This window comes from Microbacterium halophytorum (assembly GCF_002970975.1).
GTDB lineage: Bacteria > Actinomycetota > Actinomycetes > Actinomycetales > Microbacteriaceae > Microbacterium > Microbacterium halophytorum.
Genome location: NZ_KZ672983.1, coordinates 127,825 through 154,474 on the forward strand (window position 1 = coordinate 127,825; position 26,650 = coordinate 154,474).

The 26,650-nt window shown below is 66.6% G+C and carries 23 protein-coding genes; 2 read left to right on the top strand and 21 right to left on the bottom strand.

Annotation, left to right across the window (positions count from 1 at the left end):
* Nucleotides 1-13: 13 nt before the first annotated feature.
* On the bottom strand, nucleotides 14-1,000 hold the full coding sequence (locus tag C0010_RS03555) for a hypothetical protein (RefSeq protein WP_158685618.1): 987 nt from the start codon (nucleotides 998-1,000) through the stop codon (nucleotides 14-16).
* 328 nt (nucleotides 1,001-1,328) lie between these two features.
* On the opposite strand from C0010_RS03555, the gene C0010_RS03560 reads away from it, so the two are divergent.
* Nucleotides 1,329-1,613 (top strand): helix-turn-helix domain-containing protein, encoded by a 285-nt coding sequence (locus tag C0010_RS03560; RefSeq protein ID WP_105565690.1) that lies wholly within the window; start codon nucleotides 1,329-1,331, stop codon nucleotides 1,611-1,613.
* Nucleotides 1,614-1,840: 227 nt separating this feature from the next.
* Here the strand turns inward: C0010_RS03560 and C0010_RS03565 are convergent, their stop codons facing one another.
* The 14 genes from C0010_RS03565 to C0010_RS03630 form a co-directional block, all read right to left on the bottom strand.
* Nucleotides 1,841-2,620 carry a carbohydrate ABC transporter permease gene (locus C0010_RS03565; protein ID WP_105565691.1) on the bottom strand — a complete coding sequence of 260 codons (780 nt, stop codon included), beginning with the start codon at nucleotides 2,618-2,620 and terminating at the stop codon, nucleotides 1,841-1,843.
* A gap of 128 nt (nucleotides 2,621-2,748) precedes the next feature.
* Nucleotides 2,749-3,663 (bottom strand): carbohydrate ABC transporter permease, encoded by a 915-nt coding sequence (locus C0010_RS03570; protein WP_105565692.1) that lies wholly within the window; start codon nucleotides 3,661-3,663, stop codon nucleotides 2,749-2,751.
* 22 nt (nucleotides 3,664-3,685) lie between these two features.
* Nucleotides 3,686-5,035, bottom strand: coding sequence for an ABC transporter substrate-binding protein (locus C0010_RS03575; protein WP_158685258.1), 1,350 nt, complete (start codon nucleotides 5,033-5,035; stop codon nucleotides 3,686-3,688).
* Entirely contained in the window at nucleotides 5,032-5,532 is a 501-nt protein-coding gene (locus tag C0010_RS03580) for a VOC family protein (RefSeq protein ID WP_105565694.1), read from the bottom strand. Before C0010_RS03580 ends, C0010_RS03575 begins: the two co-directional genes overlap by 4 nt.
* A gap of 44 nt (nucleotides 5,533-5,576) precedes the next feature.
* Entirely contained in the window at nucleotides 5,577-7,115 is a 1,539-nt protein-coding gene (locus C0010_RS03585; RefSeq protein WP_105565695.1) for a sugar ABC transporter ATP-binding protein, read from the bottom strand.
* Nucleotides 7,116-7,123: 8 nt separating this feature from the next.
* A complete protein-coding gene (locus C0010_RS03590) occupies nucleotides 7,124-8,410 on the bottom strand; it encodes a sugar ABC transporter substrate-binding protein (RefSeq protein WP_105565696.1) in 1,287 nt (428 codons plus the stop codon).
* Between the two features lie 61 nt (nucleotides 8,411-8,471).
* Nucleotides 8,472-9,479 (bottom strand): ABC transporter permease, encoded by a 1,008-nt coding sequence (locus tag C0010_RS03595; protein ID WP_105565697.1) that lies wholly within the window; start codon nucleotides 9,477-9,479, stop codon nucleotides 8,472-8,474.
* The gene (locus C0010_RS03600) at nucleotides 9,476-9,844 is read right to left on the bottom strand and encodes a cupin domain-containing protein (protein WP_158685260.1); all 369 of its coding nucleotides are present in this window, start codon (nucleotides 9,842-9,844) and stop codon (nucleotides 9,476-9,478) included. The genes C0010_RS03595 and C0010_RS03600 overlap by 4 nt, the downstream gene beginning before the upstream one ends.
* Entirely contained in the window at nucleotides 9,841-10,725 is an 885-nt protein-coding gene (gene lsrF / locus C0010_RS03605) for a 3-hydroxy-5-phosphonooxypentane-2,4-dione thiolase (protein WP_105565699.1), read from the bottom strand. Before lsrF ends, C0010_RS03600 begins: the two co-directional genes overlap by 4 nt.
* Before the next feature lie 24 nt (nucleotides 10,726-10,749).
* On the bottom strand, nucleotides 10,750-12,345 hold the full coding sequence (locus C0010_RS03610) for an FGGY family carbohydrate kinase (protein WP_105565700.1): 1,596 nt from the start codon (nucleotides 12,343-12,345) through the stop codon (nucleotides 10,750-10,752).
* On the bottom strand, nucleotides 12,342-13,361 hold the full coding sequence (locus tag C0010_RS03615; protein WP_105565701.1) for an NAD(P)-dependent oxidoreductase: 1,020 nt from the start codon (nucleotides 13,359-13,361) through the stop codon (nucleotides 12,342-12,344). Before C0010_RS03615 ends, C0010_RS03610 begins: the two co-directional genes overlap by 4 nt.
* Complete coding sequence (locus C0010_RS03620) at nucleotides 13,358-14,245, bottom strand: GntR family transcriptional regulator (RefSeq protein WP_105565702.1); 888 nt, start codon at nucleotides 14,243-14,245, stop codon at nucleotides 13,358-13,360. The genes C0010_RS03615 and C0010_RS03620 overlap by 4 nt, the downstream gene beginning before the upstream one ends.
* A 417-nt stretch (nucleotides 14,246-14,662) precedes the next feature.
* Nucleotides 14,663-15,973, bottom strand: a complete 1,311-nt coding sequence (locus C0010_RS03625) for a cellulase-like family protein (protein WP_105565703.1) — start codon at nucleotides 15,971-15,973, stop codon at nucleotides 14,663-14,665.
* A complete protein-coding gene (locus tag C0010_RS03630) occupies nucleotides 15,970-19,194 on the bottom strand; it encodes a DUF5107 domain-containing protein (protein WP_105565704.1) in 3,225 nt (1,074 codons plus the stop codon). The genes C0010_RS03625 and C0010_RS03630 overlap by 4 nt, the downstream gene beginning before the upstream one ends.
* Before the next feature lie 93 nt (nucleotides 19,195-19,287).
* Between C0010_RS03630 and C0010_RS03635 the strand changes: the two genes are divergently transcribed.
* Nucleotides 19,288-20,151, top strand: a complete 864-nt coding sequence (locus C0010_RS03635; protein WP_105565705.1) for an AraC family transcriptional regulator — start codon at nucleotides 19,288-19,290, stop codon at nucleotides 20,149-20,151.
* 2 nt (nucleotides 20,152-20,153) lie between these two features.
* On the opposite strand, the gene C0010_RS03640 is transcribed toward C0010_RS03635, so the two are convergent.
* The 6 genes from C0010_RS03640 to C0010_RS03665 form a co-directional block, all read right to left on the bottom strand.
* Nucleotides 20,154-21,065 carry a carbohydrate ABC transporter permease gene (locus tag C0010_RS03640; protein WP_105565706.1) on the bottom strand — a complete coding sequence of 304 codons (912 nt, stop codon included), beginning with the start codon at nucleotides 21,063-21,065 and terminating at the stop codon, nucleotides 20,154-20,156.
* Nucleotides 21,059-21,937, bottom strand: a complete 879-nt coding sequence (locus C0010_RS03645; RefSeq protein ID WP_105565707.1) for a carbohydrate ABC transporter permease — start codon at nucleotides 21,935-21,937, stop codon at nucleotides 21,059-21,061. Before C0010_RS03645 ends, C0010_RS03640 begins: the two co-directional genes overlap by 7 nt.
* Before the next feature lie 86 nt (nucleotides 21,938-22,023).
* The gene (locus C0010_RS03650; RefSeq protein WP_158685263.1) at nucleotides 22,024-23,340 is read right to left on the bottom strand and encodes an ABC transporter substrate-binding protein; all 1,317 of its coding nucleotides are present in this window, start codon (nucleotides 23,338-23,340) and stop codon (nucleotides 22,024-22,026) included.
* A 186-nt stretch (nucleotides 23,341-23,526) separates the two neighbouring features.
* Nucleotides 23,527-23,928, bottom strand: coding sequence for an endo-1,4-beta-xylanase (locus C0010_RS03655; protein WP_332835777.1), 402 nt, complete (start codon nucleotides 23,926-23,928; stop codon nucleotides 23,527-23,529).
* Entirely contained in the window at nucleotides 23,870-25,150 is a 1,281-nt protein-coding gene (locus C0010_RS03660; RefSeq protein ID WP_105565918.1) for an ATP-binding protein, read from the bottom strand. Before C0010_RS03660 ends, C0010_RS03655 begins: the two co-directional genes overlap by 59 nt.
* Nucleotides 25,151-25,337: 187 nt before the next feature.
* Nucleotides 25,338-26,516: an endo-1,4-beta-xylanase gene (locus tag C0010_RS03665; protein WP_105565710.1), complete on the bottom strand. Its 1,179-nt coding sequence runs from the start codon at nucleotides 26,514-26,516 to the stop codon at nucleotides 25,338-25,340.
* Nucleotides 26,517-26,650 lie beyond the last annotated feature (134 nt).

Sequence of the window (26,650 nt, forward strand, 5' to 3'; positions counted from 1 at the left end):
CCCAATGGATGGTCTATGCCGAACGGCGTTCAAGCACGCGCCGCGCGAATGTGTTCGGATCGTCGAGCGCCAGACCCGGGTGAGCCTTGTCTGTGGACAGCACGACAAGGTCGAGAGCGTCCAACTCATCACGCGAGTCGATGTACTCGATCAGTACGCGTCCTCCGTCGGGACGATAGGTACCATGCGTCATCGCGCTCTCCTGCTCATCTCGGGTTTCCTCGTCGCTTCGCTCCGGCGACGGCACTGCTGCATCGGCCCCGTACTTCTCACGCCACTCGGGAAACGTGTAGTCCAACCGCTCGCCCAGTTCGATCCCTGCCTCGGCGACACATCGGGTGAGCCAAGTAGCGAGCCCGCCCTCTGTGCCAGCGGCACCGAGCTCCGGCAACCTATCGTGCACGGCGATGAAGGTCGCAATGCGCTCGATCTGCAGCACGTCATCCTCGTCTACGGTGTCGAGCGCGACCAGATAGGCAGGAGCGCTTGCCCGCTTGACTGCGTTTGCCAGAGTTCTGCCGGGGTCGCGCTCGCGGTACTGACTGTGCTCGAGGAATGGGTACCTGGTGCGCGTCCAGTTCGGGATGAACTCTTCGATCGCACCGATGATTTCGGGAGACAGCTCACCGCTTTTGAGAGCTTGTTTCGCTCCAACGAACCACTGCGCAAGCTCGCGATCGCGCTCGTCCATGCTCCGCGCCCAGGGGAGTCGCTCGGTCCGCTCCACGAAGTCTCGATATGCACGCGCGAACTCACGATGCTCCCGTTGCGGCGTACGACGGCTGGGTTGAGCACGCCACGATGGACAGAGCACGTCGAGGCGCCGAGCTGCTGCTTCCGCGAGCCCATTCTCCTTTGACATCTGCCGAATACGCCACATCCACCGGTACAGGTCCGCGGCTTCTGTGTCTGAGCTGTCACTGTTCGTCGGCTCTGCCTTGTGGCGGTCGACGTACTCCTGCCACGCAATCGCGATCTCGACCTCATCCCGGTCAGGCATCAGGTTCCCTGACTCGCCGTTTGCTCAACCTGCGCCACTGCTCAGTTGGCCCGGACAAGCAGCGAACGCGCCGTGCGCAGGTGTTCAGCGAATGCGGCCGTCACTCGTTGCCCACCGAAGCAACGAACGGCTTCGCGGTCCACCTCGTCATCATCAAGGTTCGGCTTGTCAAGCCGAATCGACCGGATCGCGTTGGCTACCTCGTGCGGACTCACGTCCGTGATGCGCCGCTTGACGGAGTCGCTGTTCGGCCGCGCGTCGGCCAGTGTACTTATACCCGGTGACATGCGCTCTGGCGCAGGCCACCGGTGCCGACGACGCTTGTCTGATGCCTCGCGTTCCGTCCCCTGCCGCCGCGCATATCGGCGCGCGTATCGCGGAACTGCGCCGGCGTCGTTCGATGACCCAGGATCAGCTCGCGGTCGCCAGCGAGATCGACTCGTCGAACATCCGCAGCTATGAGAACGGGCGGGCGATGATGAACGTGTCCTCCCTCGTGCGTATCGCCGAGGCGCTGGAAACGACCGCCGGCGATCTGCTCGACGGCGTCACTTCAGGGATGTTCGCGACGGATCGGCCGGATGCGCGAAGGTCGCGGACCGCGCGGCGATAGCCCGGCACGACCCTTCCGACGACGGGACGGGCCGCGCGCGCCAACGAAGTTCAGGCTGAACGATGGCTCAATGTGACGCGGACCCCGGCAGCGTGGGCTGGGTCGAACCGGATCACCTTTCGACGGCGCCTCACATACCTCGTCGACGTTCGCTACGCTCCATGCTCATCCGCGCCTCGAGCAGGAGTTCCACGCCCCGGGAGAGATGAGCCGACGAACCCTCCACATCACTTCACGCTGCCCTGTGTGAGGCCTCCGATGAGCCACCGTTGGGCAAAGAGTGCAAGCAAGTAGACGGGAACGATGCCGGTGAGGCACGCGGCCGCCATCTGGCCGAACATCACCTCGCGACCGCCTTGCATGAGTGCGATGCCGACAGGAAGTGTCTGCGCGCTGCCGCTCTGCGTGAGCAGCAGCGGAACAAGGAAGTCGTTGTAGACCAGAATGAAGACGATGATGCCGACGGCGGCGAGCCCCGGAGCGATCAGGGGAATCAACACGAACACCAGCGTGCGAACAGGCCCGCAACCGTCGAGCTGTGCTGCCTCGTCGATCTCCACCGGGATGCTCCGGAAGAACCCGTCGAGAAGCCAGACGGCCACGGGCGTCAGCATCAATCCTTCGATGAGCCCGAGCCCCATCGGAGAGTTCATCAAACCAACAGTGCGCACGAGCAGGAAGAGCGGCACGATCGCAACGACAGGCGGAGCGATGTACGCCGACACGATGAGCAGCAGTGTTTGACTGCTCCCCACGCCGAGGCGTGCAATCGCATAGTTCGCTGGAATGGCAATGACGAGCGCCACCACGACTGCGACGGTTGCGACTAGCAGTGAGTTGCCGAGGTAAGTGAAGATCGGCCAATTGGCCATCGCCGAGACCCAGTTCTCCACCGCGAAGCGCGCGGGAAGGATTCTCGTCGACAGGATGTCGTCGGGTGATTTGAACGACGTCGCCAGCAGATACAGGATCGGCGTGACGGCCATGGCGACTGCGACGGCGATCACAATCCACTTGACGGTACGGACCGAGCGTGAGGCGCCGCCCGCCCGTCTCACACTCGGACGGCGCCCATGTGGAAGCACGACCGAGCGAGTGTCGTCAGCCTCGGGGCGAACTGAACTCGGGGCGATTGTCACGATGCGCCTTTCTGAGCATGTCGGCGTGCGGCGTTGAGCGGCACGATCACGATGGTGACGAGAACCAGGAAAACAACGGTCTGTGCCGCCGCCGTGCCAATATCGAAGGCCTGGAACGCCGTCCGGTAGATCTCATAGCTCGACACCGTGGTGTCGAATCCCGGGCCGCCGTTGGTCATGACGAACACCAGGTCGAAGACCTTGAAAGAGACCACGACCTTCAACAGAAGCGTCGTGAGCAGCGCGGGCAGGACAAGCGGGAGCGTGATGCGCCGGAAAACCTGCAGCACGCCCGCGCCGTCGACCTGCGCCGCTTCGTATACCTCCGACGGCAAGGTCTGAAGTGCCGCAAAGACCAACAGCGCGCAGAACGGTGCCCACTGCCAGGCATCAACAACGATCAAGGAGATCATCGCGGACGGACTCGATCCGAGGAACAGCACCGGTTCGGCATCCGGCGCCACTGTCTGAATGACGTTGTTGACCAGACCGCCAGTGGGCGCCAAGATCAGTCGCCAGATCACGCCAGCCATCACGGGCGGAGTCATCAGAGGAAGCAGTAGTAATACCCGGATCACCCGCCCAGATCGCACGGCGGCGTCGAGGCACAGAGCCACGATGAACCCGGCGATGAGTGCCAGCAATGCTGAGGCGAATGCGAACGCCGCGGATCGCGCGAGAGACGGCACCGTGACGCCGTCAGCGAGAATCGCCGCGTAGTTCGCACCGCCGACCCACTCCGTGAACTGCTGGCCAAGATTCGATTCTGAGAACGATGCCGCCACGCTGAACACCAGCGGATACACCGCGACGATGCACACTGCAGCGACGGCTGGGACGAGCATCGCCCGCCCCGCCCAGGCCGTCCGGTTCGTGCGACGCCGGACGGCCTGTCGGGTGCCCACAGTCATGAATCCTCCTGGAGTAGATGCGTCATTCCGCGAGAGGCTGCCAGGCGTCCCATGTCGCGGTGACGGCTTCCTCAGCAGTCGCCTTGCCCTGCAACATCAAGGCGAGGTTGTCTCCGAGCAGTTGGATCATTTCAGGTGCGGCGGGGCTGGTCGGCCATGACTGAGCGTTCGGCAGCACCTCCTTGTTCACCTCGGCCACCTCGGGAACGAGCTCCGCGTAATCCTTGCTCTCGAGCGTCGAAGAACGCGTCGGGTCGATCCCCGAGCCCGTCGTGGTGATCAGCATCTCGTTCGTCTCCGACGACGACGCAAAGGCCACGAATTCCTTCGCGAGCTCCTCATCGGCCGCGTTCGGGCTGATCCCCATCGCCCATCCGGCGTTGAGGGCGCCCGAGACCGACCCTTCTGGCCCCACCGGAAGCGGCGCGACGCCCCAGCCGTCAACAATCTGCGACTGCTCCGGATCCTGCGCGAACACTCCCAGATCAGTCCAGAACTCGATCATGCCGACCTTCCCCGAAAGAAACTGCGGAAGCGCCTGCTCGAACCCGATCTCGAGCGGGCTGGGGAGTGCATATTCAGACACATCGAGCATGGCCTGAGCCGCGTCGACCGCGACATCACTGTCCAACTGCGGCATCGCCGGGTCGATCGGATCGCTGGACATCGTCGCCATCCGATTGAAGAACGATGACCCGATATTGAAGGCGCTCTTCGATCCGAGGAGCGCTGTGCCGTACACGCCATCACCACTTTCGTTCTCTGTGATGGTGCGTGCGACGTCGGCATATTCGTCCCACGTGGTGGGGACCTCGACGCCGTTGCGCTCGAAGATCTCCTTGTTGTAGAAGAGCACGTGCGTGTCGCCGTCGATCGGGAGTCCATAGGTCTTGCCGTCGTACTGGGTGTACGGCTGGTACACCGCGTCGATGAAGTCGGGCTGATCGATGTCGCCATCGCCCTCAACCCAGTCCGTGATGTCGGCGAGCGCGCCGGCCTCGGCGAGCGCACCAACGGTCGGATACCAGTACTGGATCACGTCGTACGCGCTCGTGCCGGACTGCGCGTCGAGGGTCACCTTCGACTGGATCTGGTCGTACGGCACAACCTCGACCTCGACCTCGACGTCGTGCGTCTCTTCGAACTTCTGCTCGAGGATCTTGCCCGCGCCTTCTTGCGGCGCGGCGATGAGCACGCTGAGCGTACCGCCACCGTCGTTTGCCGACGGCGATCCGCCGCATCCCGCGATGAACACGACACCAGCTGTGATCGCCGACGCCGCGAACAGCTTCTTCGACAACTTGCCCCGTTGCACAGTCATCTTCCGCCCCTTCTCTGTTGCTGATGAGCGTCGCCCTTGTGGCGCGCTCACGCTTTCCTGTAATCGACGACGCGGGTCGGCTCGATGTCGATGGCGTGTCCGCTACCGCTTTCGATAACGACGCCGAGCTCAGGCCGGGTGTCGAGGTAATAGAACTCGATGGTGTCGGCTGTGCGACCTCCCATCACCTTTGGTGCGGCGAGATCAGCGACGAGGCCCGCGGCCGCATCAGCGTCGTGCTTCATGACCGCGATGTGCTGCACGCCCTCGCCGTGCTCGTCGAGGTACTCCTGATAGATCGACGCGCCTCCCGTGGGCTGGATCAGCTCGAATCCAAGGCCGCCGACCATCGTTTCGGCTGCGTTCATTGTGAAGTCTGCTTCCTCACCGCGAAGGTGAGTGTGGTGCAGGAACGGAGCCTTGTACTCGAAGACTTTCCAGGGGCCCCAGCCCAGGCGCTCGCTGTACTCCTTCATCGAGCGCTCGAGGTCTCGCACGACGATGCAGATCTGGCTGATGGTGTGCTTGTGTTCGGTGTTGTCGGTCATCTTGTCTCCTAGTCGCGTTGGACGGTTGAGTTGTGTGTCGGTGTTCAGACCATGAGCGCCACGACGGCCTCTTCACGGGCCGGTCGTTCTTTGGGCGAGGCGATCTCTCCTGTGACAGCGCCGTCGTGCATGAGCAGGATCCGGTCTGACAACCCGATCAGCTCGAGAAGGTCGTCACTGACGAGCAGCACGGCGGCGCCCTGCTCGGTGAGGTCCCGAAGAAGTTCGTAGATCTCTTCCTTTGCGCCGGCGTCGACACCACGGGTGGGGTTGTCAGCGAGGATCACCTCGGCGCCTTGGGACAACCACTTCGCAAAAACGACCTTCTGCTGGTTTCCCCCCGACAAGGTGCGCACGGGCTGATCCACGGACCGCATGCGAACTCGGAGTCGGTCGGTCCAGGTGCGCGCTTCCGCTGCTTCTCGTTGACGCCGTCGGATGTCGAGCCCGGCCCGACGGCCAAGGCTCACCTCGTTCACGTTGTCGGAGACGGATAAGCCCAGGCTGGCTCCCTCCGCGTGCCGGTGCAGAGGTATGTAGCCCATACGTGCTTTCACACGCGAAGCAATGCGATGACGCATCTCGACGCCATCAACGATCACGGACCCCGTCGACGCGGCGGCGCCGAACAGCGCCGCCGCCAATTGGTTCTTCCCCGAGCCGAGCAGCCCTCCGACTCCGACGATCTCGCCGGCGTGCACGCGGAGGTCCGTCGGCTGCAGCCCGGTGGATGCGATCTCCGAAGCGTCCAATCGCACGGTCTCAGACGGACCCGTTTGGCGTGATTTCTGGTACACATCGTCTGCCCGCTCGCGACCGACCATGAGTAGATGCAGTTCAGCCTCCGTCGTGCTGGGCGTGACCTCGTCGACCAACGCCCCGTCCTTGAGCACGTACAACCGGTCGGAGTACTGCAGCAGTTCGGGAAGCCGGTGCGACACGAACACGAACCCTGTTCCTGCTGCGCGGAGACGCTCGAGCAGCGCGAAGAAGATCTCGAGCTCGGTGCCAGACAGCGCCGCCGTCGGCTCGTCCATGAGGATCACCGGATGCGAGGTCTGGAAGATGCGCGAGAGCGAGATTGCGCGAGCGATCTCGAGGAGTTGCCGTTCGCCGAACGAGTACTCACCCACCGGGCGATCGACGTCATAATCAAGACCGAGCTCGGTCAGCAATGAGCGAGCATGCTGCCTCGCTCGCGACGCCCTGAACACGCCTCCGGTGCTGAACCTCGCCTCGGCACCAAGGCACAGATTCACGGCGACGGAGAGGCGCGCAACGAGGCTCTGCTCCTGAAACACTCGGAAGATGCCTCGCGCCGCGCCGTCGATCAGCGTATCGAGCGCCGTTTCCTCACCGTCGACGAGGATGGCGCCGTCCGTTGGCTCGAGCACGCCGCACATGATGTCCATAAGCGTCGATTTGCCAGCGCCGTTCTCACCGATGAGCCCGACGATCTCGCCCGCCGAAATCTCGATCGAGACGTCGTCGAGCACACGAGTCGTGTCGAACACCTTCCCGACGCCACGCGCCGCCAGTCGCGGCACCGGTTCTGTGCGCGAGGGCGTCGTCAGCTGAGTCACGATGACTCCTACTTCTGCCCGAGGGACGATTCGCCCGCCCGCGTCAGCGCAATGACGCTGCCGAGCGGATTCGACGCGGCGTGTTCGAGATAAGTCGCACCGGTCGACTCGACGGACCCGTCAGCGAGTTCCGTGGCGAGGTCATCGGGGAGCGCGTAGCCGCTCGGCGCTGGCTGATCAATGCGACCCCAGTAGTCTTCGGGCTCGATCGGCAGAAGCGGGACCTGCGTATCCCAGTCGTCGCCGGAGACGGCGCGCGACATCGCCGACCAGTCGAAGGGCAGCGGGTCTGCGTCATACACCACCGACTGGTACTCGCCAGCAGCGTCGCCGGTATCGATCGTGAGCGAGTCCTGGAACATCATCGACTCGGACGCAGAGTACTTCTCCCCCTCGAACGCGTCGTAAAGTCGGACCACGTTGTAGCCGCCGAACCATGCCCCGTGGATCGCGACGGTCGCGGCCGCGTTGCCTCCCGCACTCATGTCATCGAGGAACTCTTCGATGGCGTCGATGCCACCAACTTTGACCTCGGACATGCCCCGCTCACGGAGTGCGTTGATCACGGCGATCGCCGAGTCGTCGTTGTGGCAGATCACGGCCTTCACGTCTGGATGCGCGGTCAGGAGGTCTTCTATCACGGGCTGTGTATCGACCCGACTTTCTCCGCCGCTTTCCCGACCGACGAGTTCCACTCCGGGGAACTCTTCGAGCGCACGGTCCACGCCTAGTTGGCGCTCATCGGAAGTCGTGTTCCCTGGCGTGCCCGTGATGTGCAGAACTTCACCTTCCCCGCCGATCTGGTCGAGCACGGATGTGGCCATGTTGTACGAGTCCTGCACGTTGTCCGGCAGAAAATAGCCGACGTAGTGATCGTCGTAATCCGCTTCACGCGGCGTGGACCACGGCTGGTTCGAGAACACGTTGGTGACGTAGATGCCCTGATCGGTCGCCGCTTGGATCAGCGTGGGCGACGATGCCTGGTCCTGCGCGAAGACCATCGCCATATCGACGCCCTTAGAGCCTGCCTGCTGGATCTGGCTCAGCTGCGTGTCGATGGATTGGCCATAGACCTGCACGTCGGAGTTGATTCCGAGCTCTTCTGCGGCCGCTTCTGCCCCTTTGATGACGTCGGCCCAGTACGAATTGTCCATGGTCGGCACCTGGATCATGACGGTGGGTGCGTCGGGATCTGCCGGGGCATCGGAACCCTCGGGCGTGCAGCCGATGATTGAAACGGTCAGGGCGGCGGTTGCCGCAAGTGCAGCCGTTGTACGGCGGATTGAGTTGTTCATGTGACACTTCCTTGTGTGCGTGAATTGAACGACGGCGGCGGCCTCGCGCCGATGCGACCGACTACTTGACGCTCGAGAGTTCGCGTCGGTTGAGGGTGACGGCGACGGCCGCGATGAGAACGACGCCCTTGATGGTCTGCTGCTGGAACGGATCGACGCTGGCGAGGTTCATCCCGTTGCTGAGCACAGAGATGACGAGCACGCCGAGCACGGTGCGCGACGGACCGCCGACTCCCCCCATGAGCGATGTCCCGCCGAGCAGGATGGCGGCGAGAGCTTCCATCAGGAAGGGGTCGCCCATGCTGCCCGATGCGGAATTCGTACGGACCATGAGCAGCAGCCCGGCGAACGAGGCGAACACACCGGAGAGCACGAACGCTGTGAGCTTCACGCGGCGCACATCGATACCCGACAGCTTCGCGACCGTCTCATTGTCGCCGACGGCACGCGCCCGGTACCCGAACACGAGCAGCCTTTCGATGACAACGGCGACGACGAGTGCCAAGAGCGCCCAGAGCGCGATCGTCGGAACGACGCCGAAGAGCGTGCCACCGAACAGGGCGCTCAGTTCGGGCGAGCGCAGTGCCTGGGGTCGTCCGCCGGTCACGATAAGGGCGATACCGGCGAACACGAACATCGTCCCCAGGGTGACGATGAAGCTCGGCACTTTCACGTAGACGTGCACGATTCCGTTGATGAGCCCGCAGAGCAGCCCGACGACGAATCCGAGCGCGGCACCCCACGGCCCCAGCGCGGTCGTCAGCATCGCGGCGCTCACGCCGGTGAGCGTCACGATCGAACCGATCGACAGATCGATGCTGCCGATGAGCACGACGTACGTTGCGCCGAGCGCGACGACCAGGAGCACGGCCATCTGACGGACGAGGTTCTGGAAGTTCGCCGCCGTCAAGAATGTCGGTGTGGCGATCGCGAAGAACACGATGAGAACGAGCAACGCGACGATCGGGGCGAGGAACACCAACTGCGAGCGCAGTCTCGCCCCCTTGTCGGCTCGCCCCCGCTGCACGGCGACGCTCGCAGTCAGCGTTGTGCTCGTGGCCCCGTTCATCGGTCGCTCTTCGGCTGCCAGGGACGTTCGACCTTGTCGCCGTCGACCCAGGGAGTCTTCACGAACACTGCCCGGAAGACGCTCCCGGCGACGTTCCTCAGGAAGTGCTCCTCCCCGGGATTGGCGTGCAGAATCTCACCTGCGCGCAGCGTTGTGCAGCGGGTTCGATCGATCCATACCTCGGCCTCGCCTTCGAGTGCAACGAAGGATTCCGTGTGATGTTCGTGCAGGTGATTGCCGAATTCGTCACCCGGCCGCAGCACGACGGTGCCGAAAGCGGCATCTTCGGTCTTCGACAGGTAGGCCGGCCCCCAGTCGCCGAAGCGCAACTCGGCGTCGGCCGGGCGCAGGACGTCGGCGCTCACGAGGATGCTCCGGCCGCCGCGCGGAAGAGCTCGTACGCCTCTTCCGGTTCGACGTTGCTGTGTACGACCGCGCGCACTGCATTCAGCATCGCCGCGGGGTTGTTGCTCTGGAAGATGTTCCTTCCCATGTCGACGCCCGCGGCGCCCGCACGGACGGCGCGGCTCGCCATCGTCAGCGCCTCCAGCTCGGGGAGCTTCTTGCCGCCAGCCATGATGACGGGAACCGGGCAGCCGGCGACCACGTCTTCGAAACCTTCGTCGCAGTAGTAGGTCTTCACGATCTGCGCACCGAGCTCAGCGATGATGCGCGTCGCCAGGCCGAGGTATCGAGCGTCGCGCGTGAGTTCCTTGCCCACCGCCGTCACGCCGAGCACGGGAATACCTACGTCGTACCCCGCGTCCACGAGCGAAGTGAGATTCCGCACACTGCGTGATTCGTGCTGTCCACCGACGAACACTTGTACGGCCACGGCGTCGGCTCCGATGCGAACGGCATCATTCATTGACATGGCCGTGTGCTCGTCCGACAGCTCCTTCAGGATCGATGGGCCTCCAGACGCACGCAGCACCAGCCCGGCCCGGGTAGCGGGCGGAATCGATGTGCGCAGGGCACCCCGCGTACACATCAGTGCGTCGGCCTGCGACTCGAGAGGCGCGATTCCGAGGTCGATGCGCTCGAGACCGCGTGTGGGCCCTTGGAAGTAGCCGTGATCGAACGCCAGCATCACGGTGCGCCCGGTGTCTGGGTTCAGAATTCGTGAGAGCCGGTGTTGCATCCCCCAGTCGAGATTCGACGCGCCGCGCACCGCATGCGAGAACGTTGCGAGCGGTGTCTGCGGCGCAAACGTCTTAGCTTCGCGATTTCCCTCGAGATCAGCCATGAGTCGGGTTTCCTTCCGTGGCGGTCAGCGCGAAGCGCTGACCGTGGGTGTTGTGAAATGTGTGGTGCCACGACGCGCGGCGCCAGGCGGCACGAACAGTGGGTTGATTCCGGCCGCAGGGAGCCCTCGGGACCCCTCGTACGCCCGGCGCCATCTCGCGGATGCCCGCTTGTACTGAGCGATGTCGTACTCGCTCGCCGCGATCGTCCGCTCAGTCGAGGACATCGGCGCAAGCTCAGCGCCGACGCCCTTCGCCGCAAGGCGTGCAGCCCCATAAGAGGTTGCCTCCGGCGCAGGGGTCACTCGAACCTGAAGTCCCGTCGCTCCGGCGATGACCTCGGGCCACAGCTTCCCGGAGCTCGACCCGCCAGTGAACGTGACCTCTCCGGTGGCGGTTGCTGCGCCGGAGGTGATTTCGGCAAGGATCCGGATGTGGTCTCGAGCGACGTACGCCGCGGCTTCCTCGATCGATCGAATGAACGCACCTCTGCCCGTCGCGCCTTGATCGGTGATGTCGAACCCCGTGAACGTCGGCGCGGTGTGGTGCCAAGCGTCGGCCTGCATCGTGTCGGAGAGCAGGGCGAGCACCCCGTTCGCCCCGGGCGGGACCTGGGCGGCCCACTCCTCCATGACAGCGAACGCCGACGCGTCGGTGGCTCGCGCCGAGGCCACGGCGTCAGGGCAGAACGCGTCGCGAAACCAGCGCATCGCCAATCCACTCAGGAACCCGATGCCCTCGATCATCCATGTCCCGGGTTCGACATGGCACAGCGTGCGCAAGCGGCGCTCCGGGTCGATGAGCGGCCTGTCACTGACGCTCGTCGTCTGCCAGAAAGTGCCGCCGACGATCGTGGGCCGGCCCTGTTGCGCCGAGATTCCGTGCAGCGCGAGCTGCGTATCTGCACCGCCCGCGATGACCGGCGTTCCTACGGGTAGCCCGGTTGACGCAGCGGCCACTGGCGTGACCGAACCGATGCGTTCCCCGCACTCGGCAACCGTGGGCAAAATGCCCGCGTCGATGCCGATGAGCTCGGCGAGCGTGCGCGACCAGTCGCGTTTCGAAAGATCGAACAATGCCGAACTCGATCCGCATGTCGGCTCCGTGCTGAACTCGCCGGTCAACCGCGTGACGACCCAATCACTGAGCATGCCGAGGTGCGCAGTCCGTGCCAACAACTCGGGCTCGTGCCGAGCGATCCACCGGATGCGAGCCGGCGCAGTGATCGAGACCCAATCGCCGGCGACGCGATAGATCTCATCTGCCGTCCCTTCGGCGAGCAACTCATCAGCTTCGCGACGCGCGCGCCCATCCGTGTTCGGGCAGGCCCAGAGCTCGGCGCCTGAGCTGTCATAGAGCACGAGCCCTTCCCGCATGCTGGATGCCGCGACGCTGGCGACCGAGTAATCGCCGGCGATGGCGCGAGTGACATCACGGATGGCAGCGGAGACCGCGATCCATCCCTGCTCCGTATCGAATGCTGTGCCGCCGGGGTGACCGTCAACTGCCGCATGCGCCCATTCGTATTGGGATTGGGCGACGAGGCGGCCGTCTGCGTCGAATGCCAGTGCTCGGGCAGACCCGGTGCCGGCATCGATGGCCAGAAAGACGGGCTCAGTCATCTTTCCCACCTGAGTGCGTCGCCGGCCAGGAAAGCTTCGACTTCCGACGCGAGCATTTCGGCGCCTCGTCGGAGCGTTTCGTGAGTCGCCCCCGCGAGGTGAGGCGTCAATACGAGGTTCGGCAGCGCAACGAGTTCGCGCCACGGACCGTCTGGCTCATTCACGTCAAGAGCCGCGCCGCCGAGTTGCCCGGAAGTGAGCGCCGCCAAGAGATCGTGTTCGTCGACCAGGGACTCACGCGCAGTGTTGATGAACAAGCTGCCGCGTGGCATCGCCCGGAACTGCTCGGCCGCGACCATGCCGCGGTTGTCGGCGGTTGCGCGTGCGTGCACGCTGACCACGTCGGACTTAGCGAAGAGTTCGTTCAAATCGCCGAGGATCTCCGCATCGGCGATCGTCGATGCATCGACGAACGGGTCGTAAGCGATCACCCTTGTGCCGAGAGCGCGTGCCCGCGCGGCGACGAGGCGCGCCACGTTGCCGTACCCCACAAGCCCGAGCGTGGTCGTGCTCAGCTCGCGACCGAACCAACGGGCGCCCTCGAAGGTCGATTCGGCGAGCGGCCGTCCAGCACGAATCCGATCATCGACATCGCGAAGCGAAGCGGGAACATTTCGCAGTAATGAGATGAGGAACCCGATCGTGAGGTCTGCCACGGCATCGGCGTTCTTGCCGGGCGTCGTCGTAACGCTGACGCCCCGGCTCTTCGCTGCGCTGATGTCGATGTTCACGGGGCCGCCCCGCGCACAGCCCACGAGGCGCAGTTCCGGGGCGGCGTCGAGAACCGCAGCAGTCACCGGCGCTGCATGCAGTACGACGACTTCGTACCCCGACACGAGACGCGCCACCTGCGCTGGGTCGCCTTCGAACTCGCGGATCGTCGAGGTGTCGATGGTCGGCGATGCCGGAACCACGGTCTCGACATCTGCATCGAGCCCGCGAGCCCGGAATGCCGTGTGGAACGTGTCGGCGCTCATGTAACTGTCGCCGATGATGAGGATCCGTTTCTTTGTCACGAGATGTGCTCCTTCGAGGTGATCGCGGTGGTGTTCGATCTCCGGTGCGGTTGCGGTCGCACCGCTTCACGGGCACGCGGATAGTGCCCCGCGGCGTCGGCCCCAGACATGCCTGCTGAGTCGAAACCGGTATCGACGCTGACGCGCAAGCGGTCCGTACGCACGGAGGCACGTGAAAAGTCGATCGGAGTGCCGTCGCCGTCGTACGCGACGGCCTCAACGACGACGATCGGATGCCCGATCTCCACTTCGAGCAACGGCGCAAGGGTCCGATCCGCGACCGCTGCTTCGATGGTCCGGTGCATGCGGGCGATGCGCACTCCCGCGACACGAGTCACCGCGTTGTACAGGCTCGCCCGTGGTTCGCGCAGGTCCGGGACCAGGCCCGCAAAGCGACGCGGCATGTAATTGACGACGTGCACGGCCGTGCGCGCACCGATCGCGCGCACACGCTCTAGGACGAACCCGTACCCGTCGGGTTCTCCTGCCTCGCCGCGACCGACGACAGCTGCCGCCCACGACGGCAGCGGCTCGATGCCCGAACGCAAGATGGTCGAAGTCAGCGCGCTGCGTCCATCCTCGCTGTACTCGCCGAGGAGACTCGGTGCCGACGGAAGAGTCCACGAAGACGGTCCTGGCAAGTGTGCGACGAACGCGCCCTTGCCCTGGCTGCGGGTCACGATGCCAGCCGTCTCAAGGTGCGACAGCGCTTCGCGCACGGTCGTCCGAGACACATCGAAATGTGCGCACAGTGCGTGTTCGCTCGGGAGTTTGTCCCCCTCACGCCACACGCCCTCGGCAACCGACGACTCGATTGCACGCATGATCTGGAACCAGATCGGCGCTCCGGACGCACGATCAAGCTCGGCAACAGGCAACGTCACAGCTTCGTCTCTCCATCGATACGAACCCGCCTGGATGTCGATAGGCAGCAACTCTGCTGCCGGCGGCTTGTACCTATCGTGGCGACGAACTTGTACTTCGACTAGAGACAAGTGCTACGAAAGTCACGGAAGCTTGAGTTGTTGACGAATATCCTCATGATCTGGTGTTTTTACCCGAGCGCGTGTCGTCGCGAGCGATAAGGGCGCACCGAGTCCCGTCGAGATCGAAGAGCTCGACCAGACAAGTCGGCGACACTTGGCCACGCGCGTTGCCTTCAATCGAGGTGGGTCGTCACCGACGGTGCGATCCGACGAATTCGCACGGTGGGCGCGCGACATGCAGTTCACGACCAGCCGCGAGCGCTGCCTCACATCGCGCTGTCGCGGGTTCGACGTGACCTCAAGCGCGGCGCCGGATCACCTCACTGCGAGGATCTCCGCATTCATTCCCACTTGCCACTCCCGCAGCTCCCACATCGGGTGGTGCGGGGCCGCGTTCGAGCCGAGGATCACGCCCCACACACCGCGTTCCAGCGCGGTGCGGATGCCGTGCTCCGCCAGGCCTCGGCCCACCTCGCCTTCCTCGAAACCGCCATGGAGCGGGGTGTAGCCGATCCATCCCTCGCCCACCAGGGCCGGCACGCCGCGCCAGCGGGCCCATTCCGCGATCGCGATCACGCGCGATTCGATCTCGCGCGCCATCACCTCGGCGAACGGCGCGTAGTGCTCGTTCAGCCACGCATCCCACGCCTCCGGATCAACCCAGTCGTAGCCGTAGATCATCTGGTTGGTGACGACGGTCGCGCGCATCTTCCAGCTGGCGGGGCGGCCATACTCGGCGACCGACGGCGCGTCGGGTCGCAGGAGCGCCCGCAGCGCCTGGTTCGGGAAGCCCTCGGTTCCCTCAGATCGGATGTCGATGCGCTTCTGCAGCTCGTCGAGCACGCCGTAGCTGTAGACGTGGAGCTGCGCGGCGCCGAGCTCGCCCGGCACCTGGTGCATCGCCAGGTGCGGCGGTTTGCCGTAGCTGGCGGTCACGAGCAGATCCGGATGCGACTCGCGCAGACGCGTGACCGCCGCGCGGCCGGAGGGGTCGCCGATGAACGGGAGGATCGAGAAGTCGACCTCGTTGTGCAGCTCGACCAGCGCGATCGACTCGCGGTGGCCGTGATCCGTGAGCCAGGCGATCATCCGGTCCCACGCCCCAGCAAGCGCGTCGTACCTCGCCTCGAGCGGCACCGCGTCGATCGCCTCGAACCAGCGGGGCGACGCGGCGAAGGCAGGCGACTGTTGGTACTCCCAGCTGGCAAGCAGCACGACCATGCCGTGTCGGCGCGCGGCCTCGAACAGCTCCAGCGTGCGCCGGTACATGTCGACGCGGTAGCCGCCCGGGGTGTCGTACCACCTCGTGCGCTGCCCATAGTGGCCGCTCGGCGCGACCCCGAGGCCCTCGATCTCGAGGCCTGCCGCCATCTCGTCGAGGCCAAGACCGCCGAACAGCAGCATCGGCGCCGCGCAGATGCGGATGGCGTTGTAGCCGAGCGACGCTGCGTCCGCGACGGCAGCCTCGAGGTCGGCGTACGGCTGCCCCGGCCCCGCCTGCGTGTACCAGGAGAAGTCCCAGAGGGTGATCGCCAGGCGCGCCGGAAGATGCGCCGGGATCGCTCCCGTCAGGCCGCCTGCCTGATCCTCCATGGCGCCGGCGCCCAGATACCGTTCTGCCGTCATCGGAGGGCTCCTTCCCGAGCCGCGGTGGCGCCCCGGCCTCGCTCGGCCCACTGTTCCAGCTCGTCCGCCCGCACGCCACGGCTGCCCGCCGTGTCGGAGCTGAACGCGGACAGCTCCGGATGGGAGGTCTCGAAGTGGTCGACGCGGTCGCCCGATTCGCGCAGCGCGGCGGCACGCTCGTCGAGCGCGCGCCACGCGGCCGCCGCCCCTTCGACGTCGCCGAGCTCGAGGCGCGCGACGCCCTCCCAGTAGGTGTGCTCGCCGACCGCGCGCGGCGCGACCGCGAGCGGTGTCGGCGCGACGGCTTCCCGCCACGCGCTGAGCGCGCCTTCGGCGTCGCCCGCGGCGGCGCGCGCCCGCCCGAGCAGCACGTACCGCTCGACCGGGCGTTCGGCCGGATGGCGGCCCTCCCCCAGGTTCGCCGGCGGCGCGAAGCCCTGCTCGAGGGTCCGGGCGGCGCGGCCCGGGTCGGTTCCGATGAGCTCGGCGGCGACGGCGCACTCAGCTCTGTCGAACGCGGCGATCACGCGGCCTTCGCCTCCCTCGAACGGTCGGAACCGGCGGCCGCGCAGAATCGTGAGCGCCTCCTCGTGACGCCCGGCCCCGATCAAAAGCTCGACGAAGCGCACCGCCAGGTCGTCGCGCTCGAGCAGCAGCGATTCGTGCGCGAGCATCCTGGCCAAGCGCTTCTCGCCCCGGATGCCCCGGCCCTCGGCCAGCACGTCGCGCTCGAACACGAGCCGAGCATCCGGGCGCAGCGCGAGCGCCCGGGCGAGGGCGCCGTCCGCCCCCTCCTGGTCGCCCGTCGCTTCGAGCGCGATCGCCAGGTTGCGCCAGTCGACGGGGTCGTCCCCGCTCGCGGCACTCCGGAGTGCCTCCCGTGCGTTGTCACTGCGGCCCGCATCGAGCAGCCACATGCCGAGGAGGCCCGCTGCCACCGTGTCGTCAGGATCGGCCCGCCGCGCCGCCACGAGAGCGTCGAGCTGGTCGAGCCCCGCGGGGAACGCGAGCGCCCGCGGCGCCCGACGTGCCGCCGCCCGCTCGGCCGCCGCGGCCTCGGGCTGCCCGAGAGCGTCGTGCCACGCGGCGCGCAGGTAGTGCCGAATGGGGCCGCCCAGCCCGGCCGCAGGCACGCCGCGGACCTCCGATGCGGTCACCTCGAGGGCGAGCGCGAATGCCCCCGCCCGGGCGAGCTCGCAGCCGACGTCCAACGCCGCGCGCGCGTCGAGCGGCTCGCCGCCGTCGAGGGCGCGCAGCACCGGATCGAGCGGGTCCGCCTGGAGCAGCGCGGGGAGCTGCTCTTCCAGCCGCCCGAGGGCGATCGCAGCGATGCGCTCCGCCTCCGGAATGCCTGCCGCGAGGCACGCGTGCTCGACGGCCGCGTTCCGTCGCCCCGCTCGCAGCGCGATCCGCGCGCGCCCGAGGTGGGACGGGGCAGCCCAGGCGGCGTTCCACGCGGCCTTGCCGAACGCGCGGTCGGCTGCATCAGCTTCTCCGAGTCGCTCGCACGCGAGGGCGAGCAGGTAGTGCGCCTCGCCATCACGCGGGTTGAGGTTGCGCCGGGTCAAGCGCGCGACCGCACGCTCGAGCGCTTCCCGCGCCGCGGCGTACTCCCCGCGGCGAAGGCGCCAAGCGCCGAGCGCGGTCAGCGCCCGGGAGTCGCCCGGATCGCGCTCCAGCGCCTCGTGCAGGTACGGGATCGGCGATCGGTTCGGGTGGCGGTACTGCGCGAGGTGCGTCGCGGTCACGACCAGCTCGTCGTTCGAGTCGGTCCGCCCCGGTTCATCCGGGGCCGTCGCGACCCAGGGTTCCGGCGCCCGTTCGGCGCGGGCCGACCAGCGCACGAGGTCCTCACCGCCGTGGCTCACGGTGAGGCTGAGCCCGGGCTCCGGGCCGGACTCGACGTCCGCCGTGAACGGCGCATCCGGAGCCAGGTCGGCGTGCCAAACCGCGAGCGACTCGGCGTCGCGCTTCAGCTCGATGACTGCTCCGGGTCGTCGCGCCGTGGCGATCGCCGTGACGTGCGCGACGGCGCCGTCCATCCGCACGCCGACCGCCGCATCCGGCGTCGCCTGGCGGATCGGGCCGGTGCTGTGCACGGGGAACCACGTCTGCCGGAACCGCTTCGTCTCGCCCGGCAGGAGCCACGCGAAGTCGGGCTGGTTGTCGGTGTATACGCCCGCCATGAGCTCGACATAGGGGCCGTCGCCGTCCGTGAGCTGGTCGTCCCATGCACGACCGATCGGCCCGTCGCCCCACGTCCACTGCTTCTTCCCCGGCGAGATCGAGCGGTCGGCCCAGTGCACGAAGCCGGCGTCGGCGGCGTGGTCGTACCCACCGAAGAACGCACCGTCGGTGTCGGTGATCATGTACGAGCTCGGCACCGGAATGTTGCTGTAGAAATCGATGCGGTCCGCGCCCTCGCGCTCCGCTGCGAGCGCCGGGTAGTCGACGCCGTAGTAGGGGCGGTCCGCGTGCGGGAACGCCGTGATCGCGCGACGGGCGTGGTCGGCGACGTACGCCACGTCGTCCGGGAAGAACGACTGGTAGCGCTCGTGCGCGCGAGCGGCGACGTTGGCCCACCAGAGGAACGTCTGCGGAACATCGGTGCGGTTGTGCAGGGTGACGTCGACCTCGAGCACGCTCGAGCCGGGGCGCAAGCGCACGCCGTGGGTGCCGCGCATGCGCTGCAGAGGGTCGAGGTCGCTGTGCCATACGACGACGGAGCCGTCGCCCTCGCGCTCGATATGCGTCTGAGTCGGCAGGAACGTCGCCGGCCGATGGTGCTGCGGCCAGTTGAACTCGATGCCGCCGGAGATCCACGGCCCCGTGACGCCGACGAGTGCCGGCTTGATGACGTTGTTGCGGTAGAGGAAGTCGTACCCGGCGACCTTGTCGTAGCCGATGTGGATCCGACCGCCGAGATCCGGCAGCAGCGTGAGGCGCACGTAGGCGTTCTCGAGGTGGATCGCCTGCCATTCCCGCGGGCGCTTCTCGTGCGAGACGGAGTCGATGATCGGGAGCGGGTAGATCCGGCCGCTCGAGCCCTGGTACACGCGGCGGTCCAGGAACTGCGGGTACGGGTCGGGGTCGCCCGGTTCGTAGGTGTCGATCGTCAGCGGCTCGCTCCAACAGGCGACCCCGCCCGCCGCGAGGGCCTCGGCCTGGTCCTGGGGTGCGTCGGGAAGAATGATCCGGCTCGCGCGCGCTTCGTTCGTCACCCTCCAACGCTAGGCAGGCATCCGCGGCGCCGACATGGGGGATGTCGCCGTCGACCTGGACGTTCCGCTGACAGCACGTGCCAGACTGGAGCCATGGAGATCGCCGACGGCTTCGAACGGCAGCGCCTCAGCGTGCTGCCGCGCCCCCTTGTCGAGCAGGCCCTCAATCGCCCCGTCACGCGGCGGATGCTCGTCACCGATGCCGGATACTTCCCCGTCGCGCGGCACCATGGCAGGCACCGGCCGACCGGCGCCCGAGAGACCATCGTGATCGTGTGCGGCTCGGGCTCCGGCTGGGTCGAGATCGACGGCGCCCGCACCCGAGTCACTCGCGGCACGGCGTTGATCATCCCCGGCGGCACTCCCCACGCCTATGGCGCCGACAATGACTCCCCCTGGACGATCTGGTGGTGCCATGTGCGCGGTACGGACGTTGCGGAGCTCGTGGAGGCCGCTGGCATCCGCCCTGGCGCACGCACGCTCGGGCTGCGCGCCCCGGAGCGCGTCACTGCGGTGCTCGACGAGATCGCCGTCTCGCTCTCGCGCGACACGACCCCCGCACGCATCGTGGCCGCGTCAGGGCTCGCGTGGAACCTCTTCACACTGCTTGCGGCCGATCGCGTGCTCCCCCACGAGGGCACGCCGCTCGAGCGCGCGATGCGGTACCTCGAGGAACGCGTCGACAGCCAGGTGCAGGTTCCCGAGCTCGCAGCCCTCGTGGGCGTTTCACCGTCGCACCTCGCGGCGCTGTTCCGCGACGCCACCGGCGGTGGCGTGCTCGCCCACCACAACGGCCTCAAGATGGCCCGCGCCCGAACACTGCTCGACACCACCGACATGACAGTTGCCGAGATCGCCCGCGCCGTCGGCCGCGACGACCCCTTCTACTTCTCCCGCCAGTTCAGCCGCACTCACGGCATGAGCCCGCGCGCTTATCGCGAGATGCGGAAGGGGTGACGTCAGCCCTTCGTCGCGCCGGCCGTCAGGTCTGCGCGCCAAAAGCGCTGCAGGCTCGACATCAGCACGACGAGCAGGATGACGGAGACCGCCGACCCCGCAACCACGAGCGCGTAGAACATCGGATCGCGCTGCGTCTGACCGTTCCAGAGAGTCAGGCCGAGGGTCACCGGGAACGTCGTCGTCTCGTCGAGCATCACGAGCGGGAGCAGGTAATTGTTCCAGATGGTGACGAACTGGAAGAGGAAGATCGTCACCATCGCCGGCATCATCATGCGCGTCGCGATCGTCGAGAAGATCCGGATCTCACCGGCACCGTCGAGGCGGGCGGCTTCGATCACCTCATCCGGCACCGATGAGGTCGCATGAATGCGCGCCAGGTAGACGCCGAAAGGGCTCACCATGCTCGGCAGCAGCACCGACCAGTACGTGCCGACGAGCCCGACCTCGTTCATGAGGAAGTAGAGCGGCAGCGCGATGACGGTCGCCGGCACCAGCACACCGCCCAGGATGATGCTGAAGAGCGTCTCGCGCCCGCGGAACGGGAACTTGGCGATCGCGTACCCGCACGCGGCGGCGAGGATCATTGCGACGAGCGCGCCGGCGCCCGAGTAGATGACGCTGTTCACGAGCCAGCGAGTGAAGATTCCGCCGTCCTGCGTGAACAGAGCCTGCAGGTTCGCCCAAGCCTGCGGGCTGTCGGAGAACCACAGGCCGAAGGTGCCGAAGAGGTCCCCGGGAGACTTCGTCGCCGCGATGAGCACCCACACGAGCGGAAGCGCGAAGTAGACCGCCGCGATCACGAGCGCGAAATTGACGACCACCGAGCCGGGCTCGAACGCGCGGCGGCGACGCGGCGCCTCCGGCCGGCCGAGCACCACGAGGGTCGTCGAGTTGCGGTTGGAACTCACCATGCGCGGTTCCCCTTCCGGTTCACGACGCGCAGGAATCCGAACGACACCACGAAGCCGAGGAGGGCGACGACGACAGCCATCGCTGCCGCGAGGTTCGGGTTGCCCTGCGAGAAGGCCTGGTTGTACGCCGCGAGGTTCGGCGTATACGTCGAGCCGATGGCCGTGGTCAACGGCTGGAGCACGAGCGGCTCGACGAAGAGTTGCAGCGTGCCGATGATCGTGAAGACCGTGACCAGGATGATCGAAGGCCGCACAAGAGGCAGCTTGATGTGCCAGATCGTGTGCCAGGCGGACGCCCCGTCGACGCGCGCGGCCTCGTACAACTCCGCCGGGATCGCATCGAGCGCCGAGGCCAGGATCACCATGTTGTACCCCGCGAACACCCACAGCGAGATGTTCGCGATCGACAACAGCACGACGTCGCCCGAGAGCGGGTCGATGCTGATGCCCCACGCGTCGAGGACCTGCAGAACGGGGCTCGTCGCCGGCACGTAGAGGAAGCCCCAGAGCAGGGTCGCGATCACTCCGGGAACACCGTACGGCGCGAAGGCGAACACGCGGAACACCTTCGGGAAGCGGGCCCTGCCCGAGTCGAGCAGCAGCGCGAGCACCAACGCCGTCAGCACCATCATCGGCACCAAGATGGCCGAGAAGGCGACCAGGCGCAGAAGGCTGGCGACGAAGGTCGGCTCGGAGAACGCGCGTACGTAGTTTCCGAAGAGCACGAACGTCGTCTCCGGCGGGCCGAACCCGAGGCCGGAGCTCTCGGTTGCGAACAGGCTCTGCACGACCGCGTAGACGATCGGAGCCACGAAGAACGCCGTGAACATCACGACGAACGGCAGCACGAGCACCCAGATGGCGCGCGGCATGCGACGAGTGCGAGTGCGAGTAGACAATGCGGGTCCTCCCGGCCGCAGGCGCCGGTCGCTTCCGACCGCCGCCTGCGTGCCAGTGTTCAATTGACGGCGATCCCGCGCTCGTCGAGCGCCGAGAGCATGTCGTCCTGCGTCGCGACGTAGGCGTCCGCAATCGGCGTGCCGTTGTCGACCGCCGACTTGACGTTGTCCGTCAGGCTTGAGAACAGGGTCGACGACAGTGGGGGCCACGTCCACGATGTGTCGACAGCTTTGTCCGACTCGGCGAACACGTCCCAGATGTCCTGGCCGCCGTAGAACTCGAACACCTCCGGGGCATCCTGCAGCGATGCGATCGCGGACGTATCGGCGATCGCAGGCCATCCGGCACCGACCTCGGTCAGGATGCTCACGCTCTCCGGGTCGGAGTTCAGCCACACGGCGAACTCTGCCGCCTCCTTCGGGTGCTCGGAGCCCTTGAGCACGGCGCTCGCGGAGCCACCGCCCCACGTCGCTGATACGTTCTCGCCGGCGTTCCACTGCGGAACTGCGCCGACGGCCCACGCACCGGACGTCTCGGGCGCCGTGCCGCGCAAGATCGCGTCGGCCCATGAGCCGGAGATCCACGTGAGGATCTCGCCCTCCTGGATGTCGGCGTTCCACTCGTTCGACATGTCCGCCTCGACCTTGACGAGGTCCTCGTCGATCAGCTTCTGCCAGAACTCGGCCATCCGCATCGTCTCGTCGCTCGCGATGTCGACGGTCCAGGCGTCGTTCTCCGGCGTGAACCAGGTCGCGCCGCTCTGCTCGGCGAGCCCGATCATCCATGGTGCCTGGTTGAACGCGAACGCAGCGATGTAGCGGTCGTCCTCGCGCACGACCTTAGCTGCCTCGTAGAACTCGTCCCAGGTCTCGGGGTACTCGATGCCGAGGTCCTCGAAGACGTCGGCGCGGTAGAATTGGCCGAGCGGGCCGGACGCCTGGGGCACCGAGTAGACGGCACCGTCGAAGACGCCGGTCTGCCACTGCCATTCCGTGAAGAGGTCCGCGTCGTCGGAGACGTACTCAGTGATGTCTTCGAGGGCGTCGTTGATGAGGAAGTCGGGGATCGCGTCGTAGCCGATCTGAGCGACGTCGGCGGCGTTGCCCGCCTGCACAGCGGACTGCATCGTGGCGTAGCCGCCGTCGGGCCCGGCCGTCACGGTCTCCAGCGTGACGTGCACGTCGTCGTGCGCTGCGTTGTACGCGTCGACGGCCTGGTCGATGTTCGGGACCCAGGATTGGAAGGTGAGCTCGACCGGGCCGTCACCCCCGCTTCCGCCTTCGCTTCCCCCGGAGCATCCGGTGAGCACGACCGCGAGGGAAACTCCGGTCGCAGCCCCTGCAAGCCACTTCCTGCTCGTTCGAGACATGGACATAGACGCTCCTTCGCGCGCTCGCTGTGTCACCCCTCGTTCAGGGCTGGGCTCGAATCTACGGGCACTGGAAGCCGCGTCACATGGCACGTTCATCCGGAAACCTGGACGGAACTACGGCCCGCCCCCAGCCCCACCCCATCCGGGGCGGCACCGGGGGCGGGCCGCAGGCACCGCACTCCCCCTACATCAGCTCAGCAGGTCGCGGCACTCCTCGTACGCGGCGTGTTTCGCGAAGCGCTGCTCGCCACCGGGGGTCGAGACGACCAGGCCCTCCTGCAGCGTGCAGTACGCGCTCTTGCGCTCGAGCGCGCCCGTCCACGGGGTGGCCGAGCCCTGACCCTCGAAGGTGACCGGCACCCACGAGTACTGGTCGGATGCGCCCCAGACCGTGAACGAGTCGCAGCTGGACTCCGCGATGCACGAGTCGAGCATCTTCGAGGTGCATGCCGCGGGACCCGCTTCGACTCGCAGCATCGCCGGCGCCCGAGGATCGTCGCGCGGAGGCCGCCCGCCGTGCGCGATTCGCTGTTCACGGCCCCAGCAGCGCTGCCGGGACGACGGCAACGCCGTCCTCGCGCCGATATGCATGCGGCCCCGTGGTGACGACCAGTTTGTCGGCGAGGCGATCTCCGATCTGACGATGCAGCCAGTTCAGGTGCTTCACGTCGTCCTTGTCGACCGAAGGGGAGACCTTCACCTCGATCGCAACCACGCGTCCGTCTCGGCCCTCGACGAGCAGATCGACCTCGTGTCGTCCTCCGTCGTGAGTGCGGAGGTGCGCGACGCGCGCATCGGCCGCCTGCGCGTATGTGCGGAGACTCAGTGTCACGAGGTCTTCGAACAGTGCCCCCAGCAGAGTCCCCGAAGCGATGTCCACTGTCCCTTGCTCACCGCGCAGAACACGGGATCTGTTCAACCCGATCAGGCGCACGGCCAGCGCAGGGTCCGCCAGGTGGTGCTTGGGCGCCGTGACGAGGTTCTTCACACTTGCACCAACGGGTTGCCAGGGTTCCACCGGATCCAGGAGATGGAGCCCTGCAAGCGCGTCGCGGTAGCTCAGCGTCGTCGCACGTGTGGGCTGCGAGGACTTGTCTTCCGTCGCGGCGGCCAGGATCTTCGAGTACGCAGTCGTCTGTGAGGTCGCTCCGGCATACGCACGCAGCCAAGCACGCAGTGTCTGCGGCTTCCGCACGGGGTACCCCTGTTCGGGGAACTCGCGCTCCACGACGTAGTCGAGATAGGCGTCCAGCGCCCTTTCGCGCGCACGCTCCGGACGGGTTCGGATACCGGGGAACCCAGATGCTGTGATCTCTTCGACGTAGTCCGGTAGACCGAGTTCGCTCTCCCCATGAATCGGGGTGTCTCCCGCGCCATCGAGCAATGTCGCCAGACTCACGGAAGGAGCAACCAGACCGCGCTCGGCCAAGGACAGCGGTCGCATCTGCATCGGCACGATCCGTCCGGCGCCGGAGTGGATGCTCGCACCCCGCGGCGCGGATGACCCGGCGAGAATGAATGCTCCATCCGCGGCGCCGCCGTCGACAGCGCGCTTCACCATGTCCCACACCTGAGGCAACCGCTGCCACTCATCGATTAGGACCGGCCCCAGCTCGCGCGTGAGCCGCGCCGGATCGGCTGCAAGCGCTTCGCGAGCCGCATCATCGCTCAGGTCGATAATGCCGCGCACGCGCCGCGACGCGGTCGCAGTCTTTCCAACACCCTTCGGGCCCTGCAACGACACGGCCGGCAACAGTGGCTGGAGCTCGTCGAGCTCCGCATCAATGACGCGGCGAGAGTATGTGTCAGCCATGCGATCACTGTACATCTCGACAGCACGCTACTGAACACCTCCACAAGTTTCTACTGAACGTCTCGACAGCTTTCTATTGAACATCTCGACAAAGACGCAGCCCCCGCCAACGACCAACGGCCCGCCCCAGCCCCACCCCATCCGGGGCGGCACCGGAGACGGGCCGCAGGTTCCGCGCTCCCCTACATCAGCTCAGCAGGTCGCGGCACTCCTCGTACGCCGGGTGCTTGCCGAAGCGCTGCTCGCCGCCGGGGGTCGAGACGACCAGGCCCTCCTGCAGCGTGCAGTACGCGCTCTTGCGCTCGAGGTCGGCCGCCCAGGGGGTAGCCGAGCCCTGGCCCTCGAAGGTGACCGGCACCCACGAGTACTGGTCGGATGCGCCCCAGACCGTGAACGAGTCGCAGCTCTCCTCCGCGATGCAGGAGTCGAGCACGAAGCGGAAGAACTCGTCCTGCTCCGCCTCCTGCTCGGGCGTCGGCTCGGCGCCGTCGAGCTGCATGCGCACGTCGAGCTCGGTGATCGCGGTCTTCAGGCCGAGGTCGCCGAAGCGGGCGAGGTTCTCGGGCAGCGTAGGGTCGTAGCCGTACATCGTGCCGAGGTGCGACTGCAGGCCGAAGCCGCCGACCGGCACGCCCTGGTCGAGCAGGTCGCTGATCAGCGCGTAGTACGCATCGGTCTTCGGGTTGATGCCCTCGACGTTGTAGTCGTTGAAGAACAGCGTCGCGGTGGGGTCGGCCTCGTGCGCCCACTCGAACGCGTCGGCGATGATGCCGGTGCCGAGCTCGCGCAGCCAGATGTTGTCCTCCATCCGGAGCGTGCCGTCGTCGTTGAAGATCTCGTTCGCGACCTCCCACTGGTCGATGCGCCCGGCGTACCGGCCGACGACGGTGGTGATGTGGTCGTGCAGGATCTCGCGCAGCTCCTCGTCGGTGAAGTCGCCCTCCTCGAGCCACGCGGGGTTCTGGCTGTGCCAGAAGAGGGTGTGGCCGCGCACGACCTGGCCGTTCTGCTCCGCGAACTCGACGATCGCGTCGGCGTCAGCGAAGTCGTACTCGTCCTGGCTCGGGCGCAGGTGGTCCCACTTGAGCTGGTTCTCGGGCGTGAGCGACGAGAACTCCTTGGCCAGCAGGTCGCGGTACTCCTCGTCGTAGGTGAACGGGTCGGGGTAGCCGGCGTCGCCGTGGTGCCCGCCGCCGGCCGCGGCACCGCCGATGCGGAGGCCGTCGGGCGCCGCCTCCCGCAGCGAGTCGAGCTTCTCGAGCCCCGGGGGCTGCTCCGCCGGCGCCGCCGTGGCCGCGGCCGACCCGCTGGCGAGCAGGCCGAGGGCGGCACCCGCCACGAGAGCGGTCTTGATCATCTTGCGCATTCCTGCACCTTCCCTGCCCGACATCGGCGTCGGGCGTCTCATCATCGAGCGAATGTTGTACGGGACAACAAACCGGATGCTAGCGAGCGTTCGCGGCGCCGACAAGGCCTTGCGGGATGTGCGTCGTTGTGCGC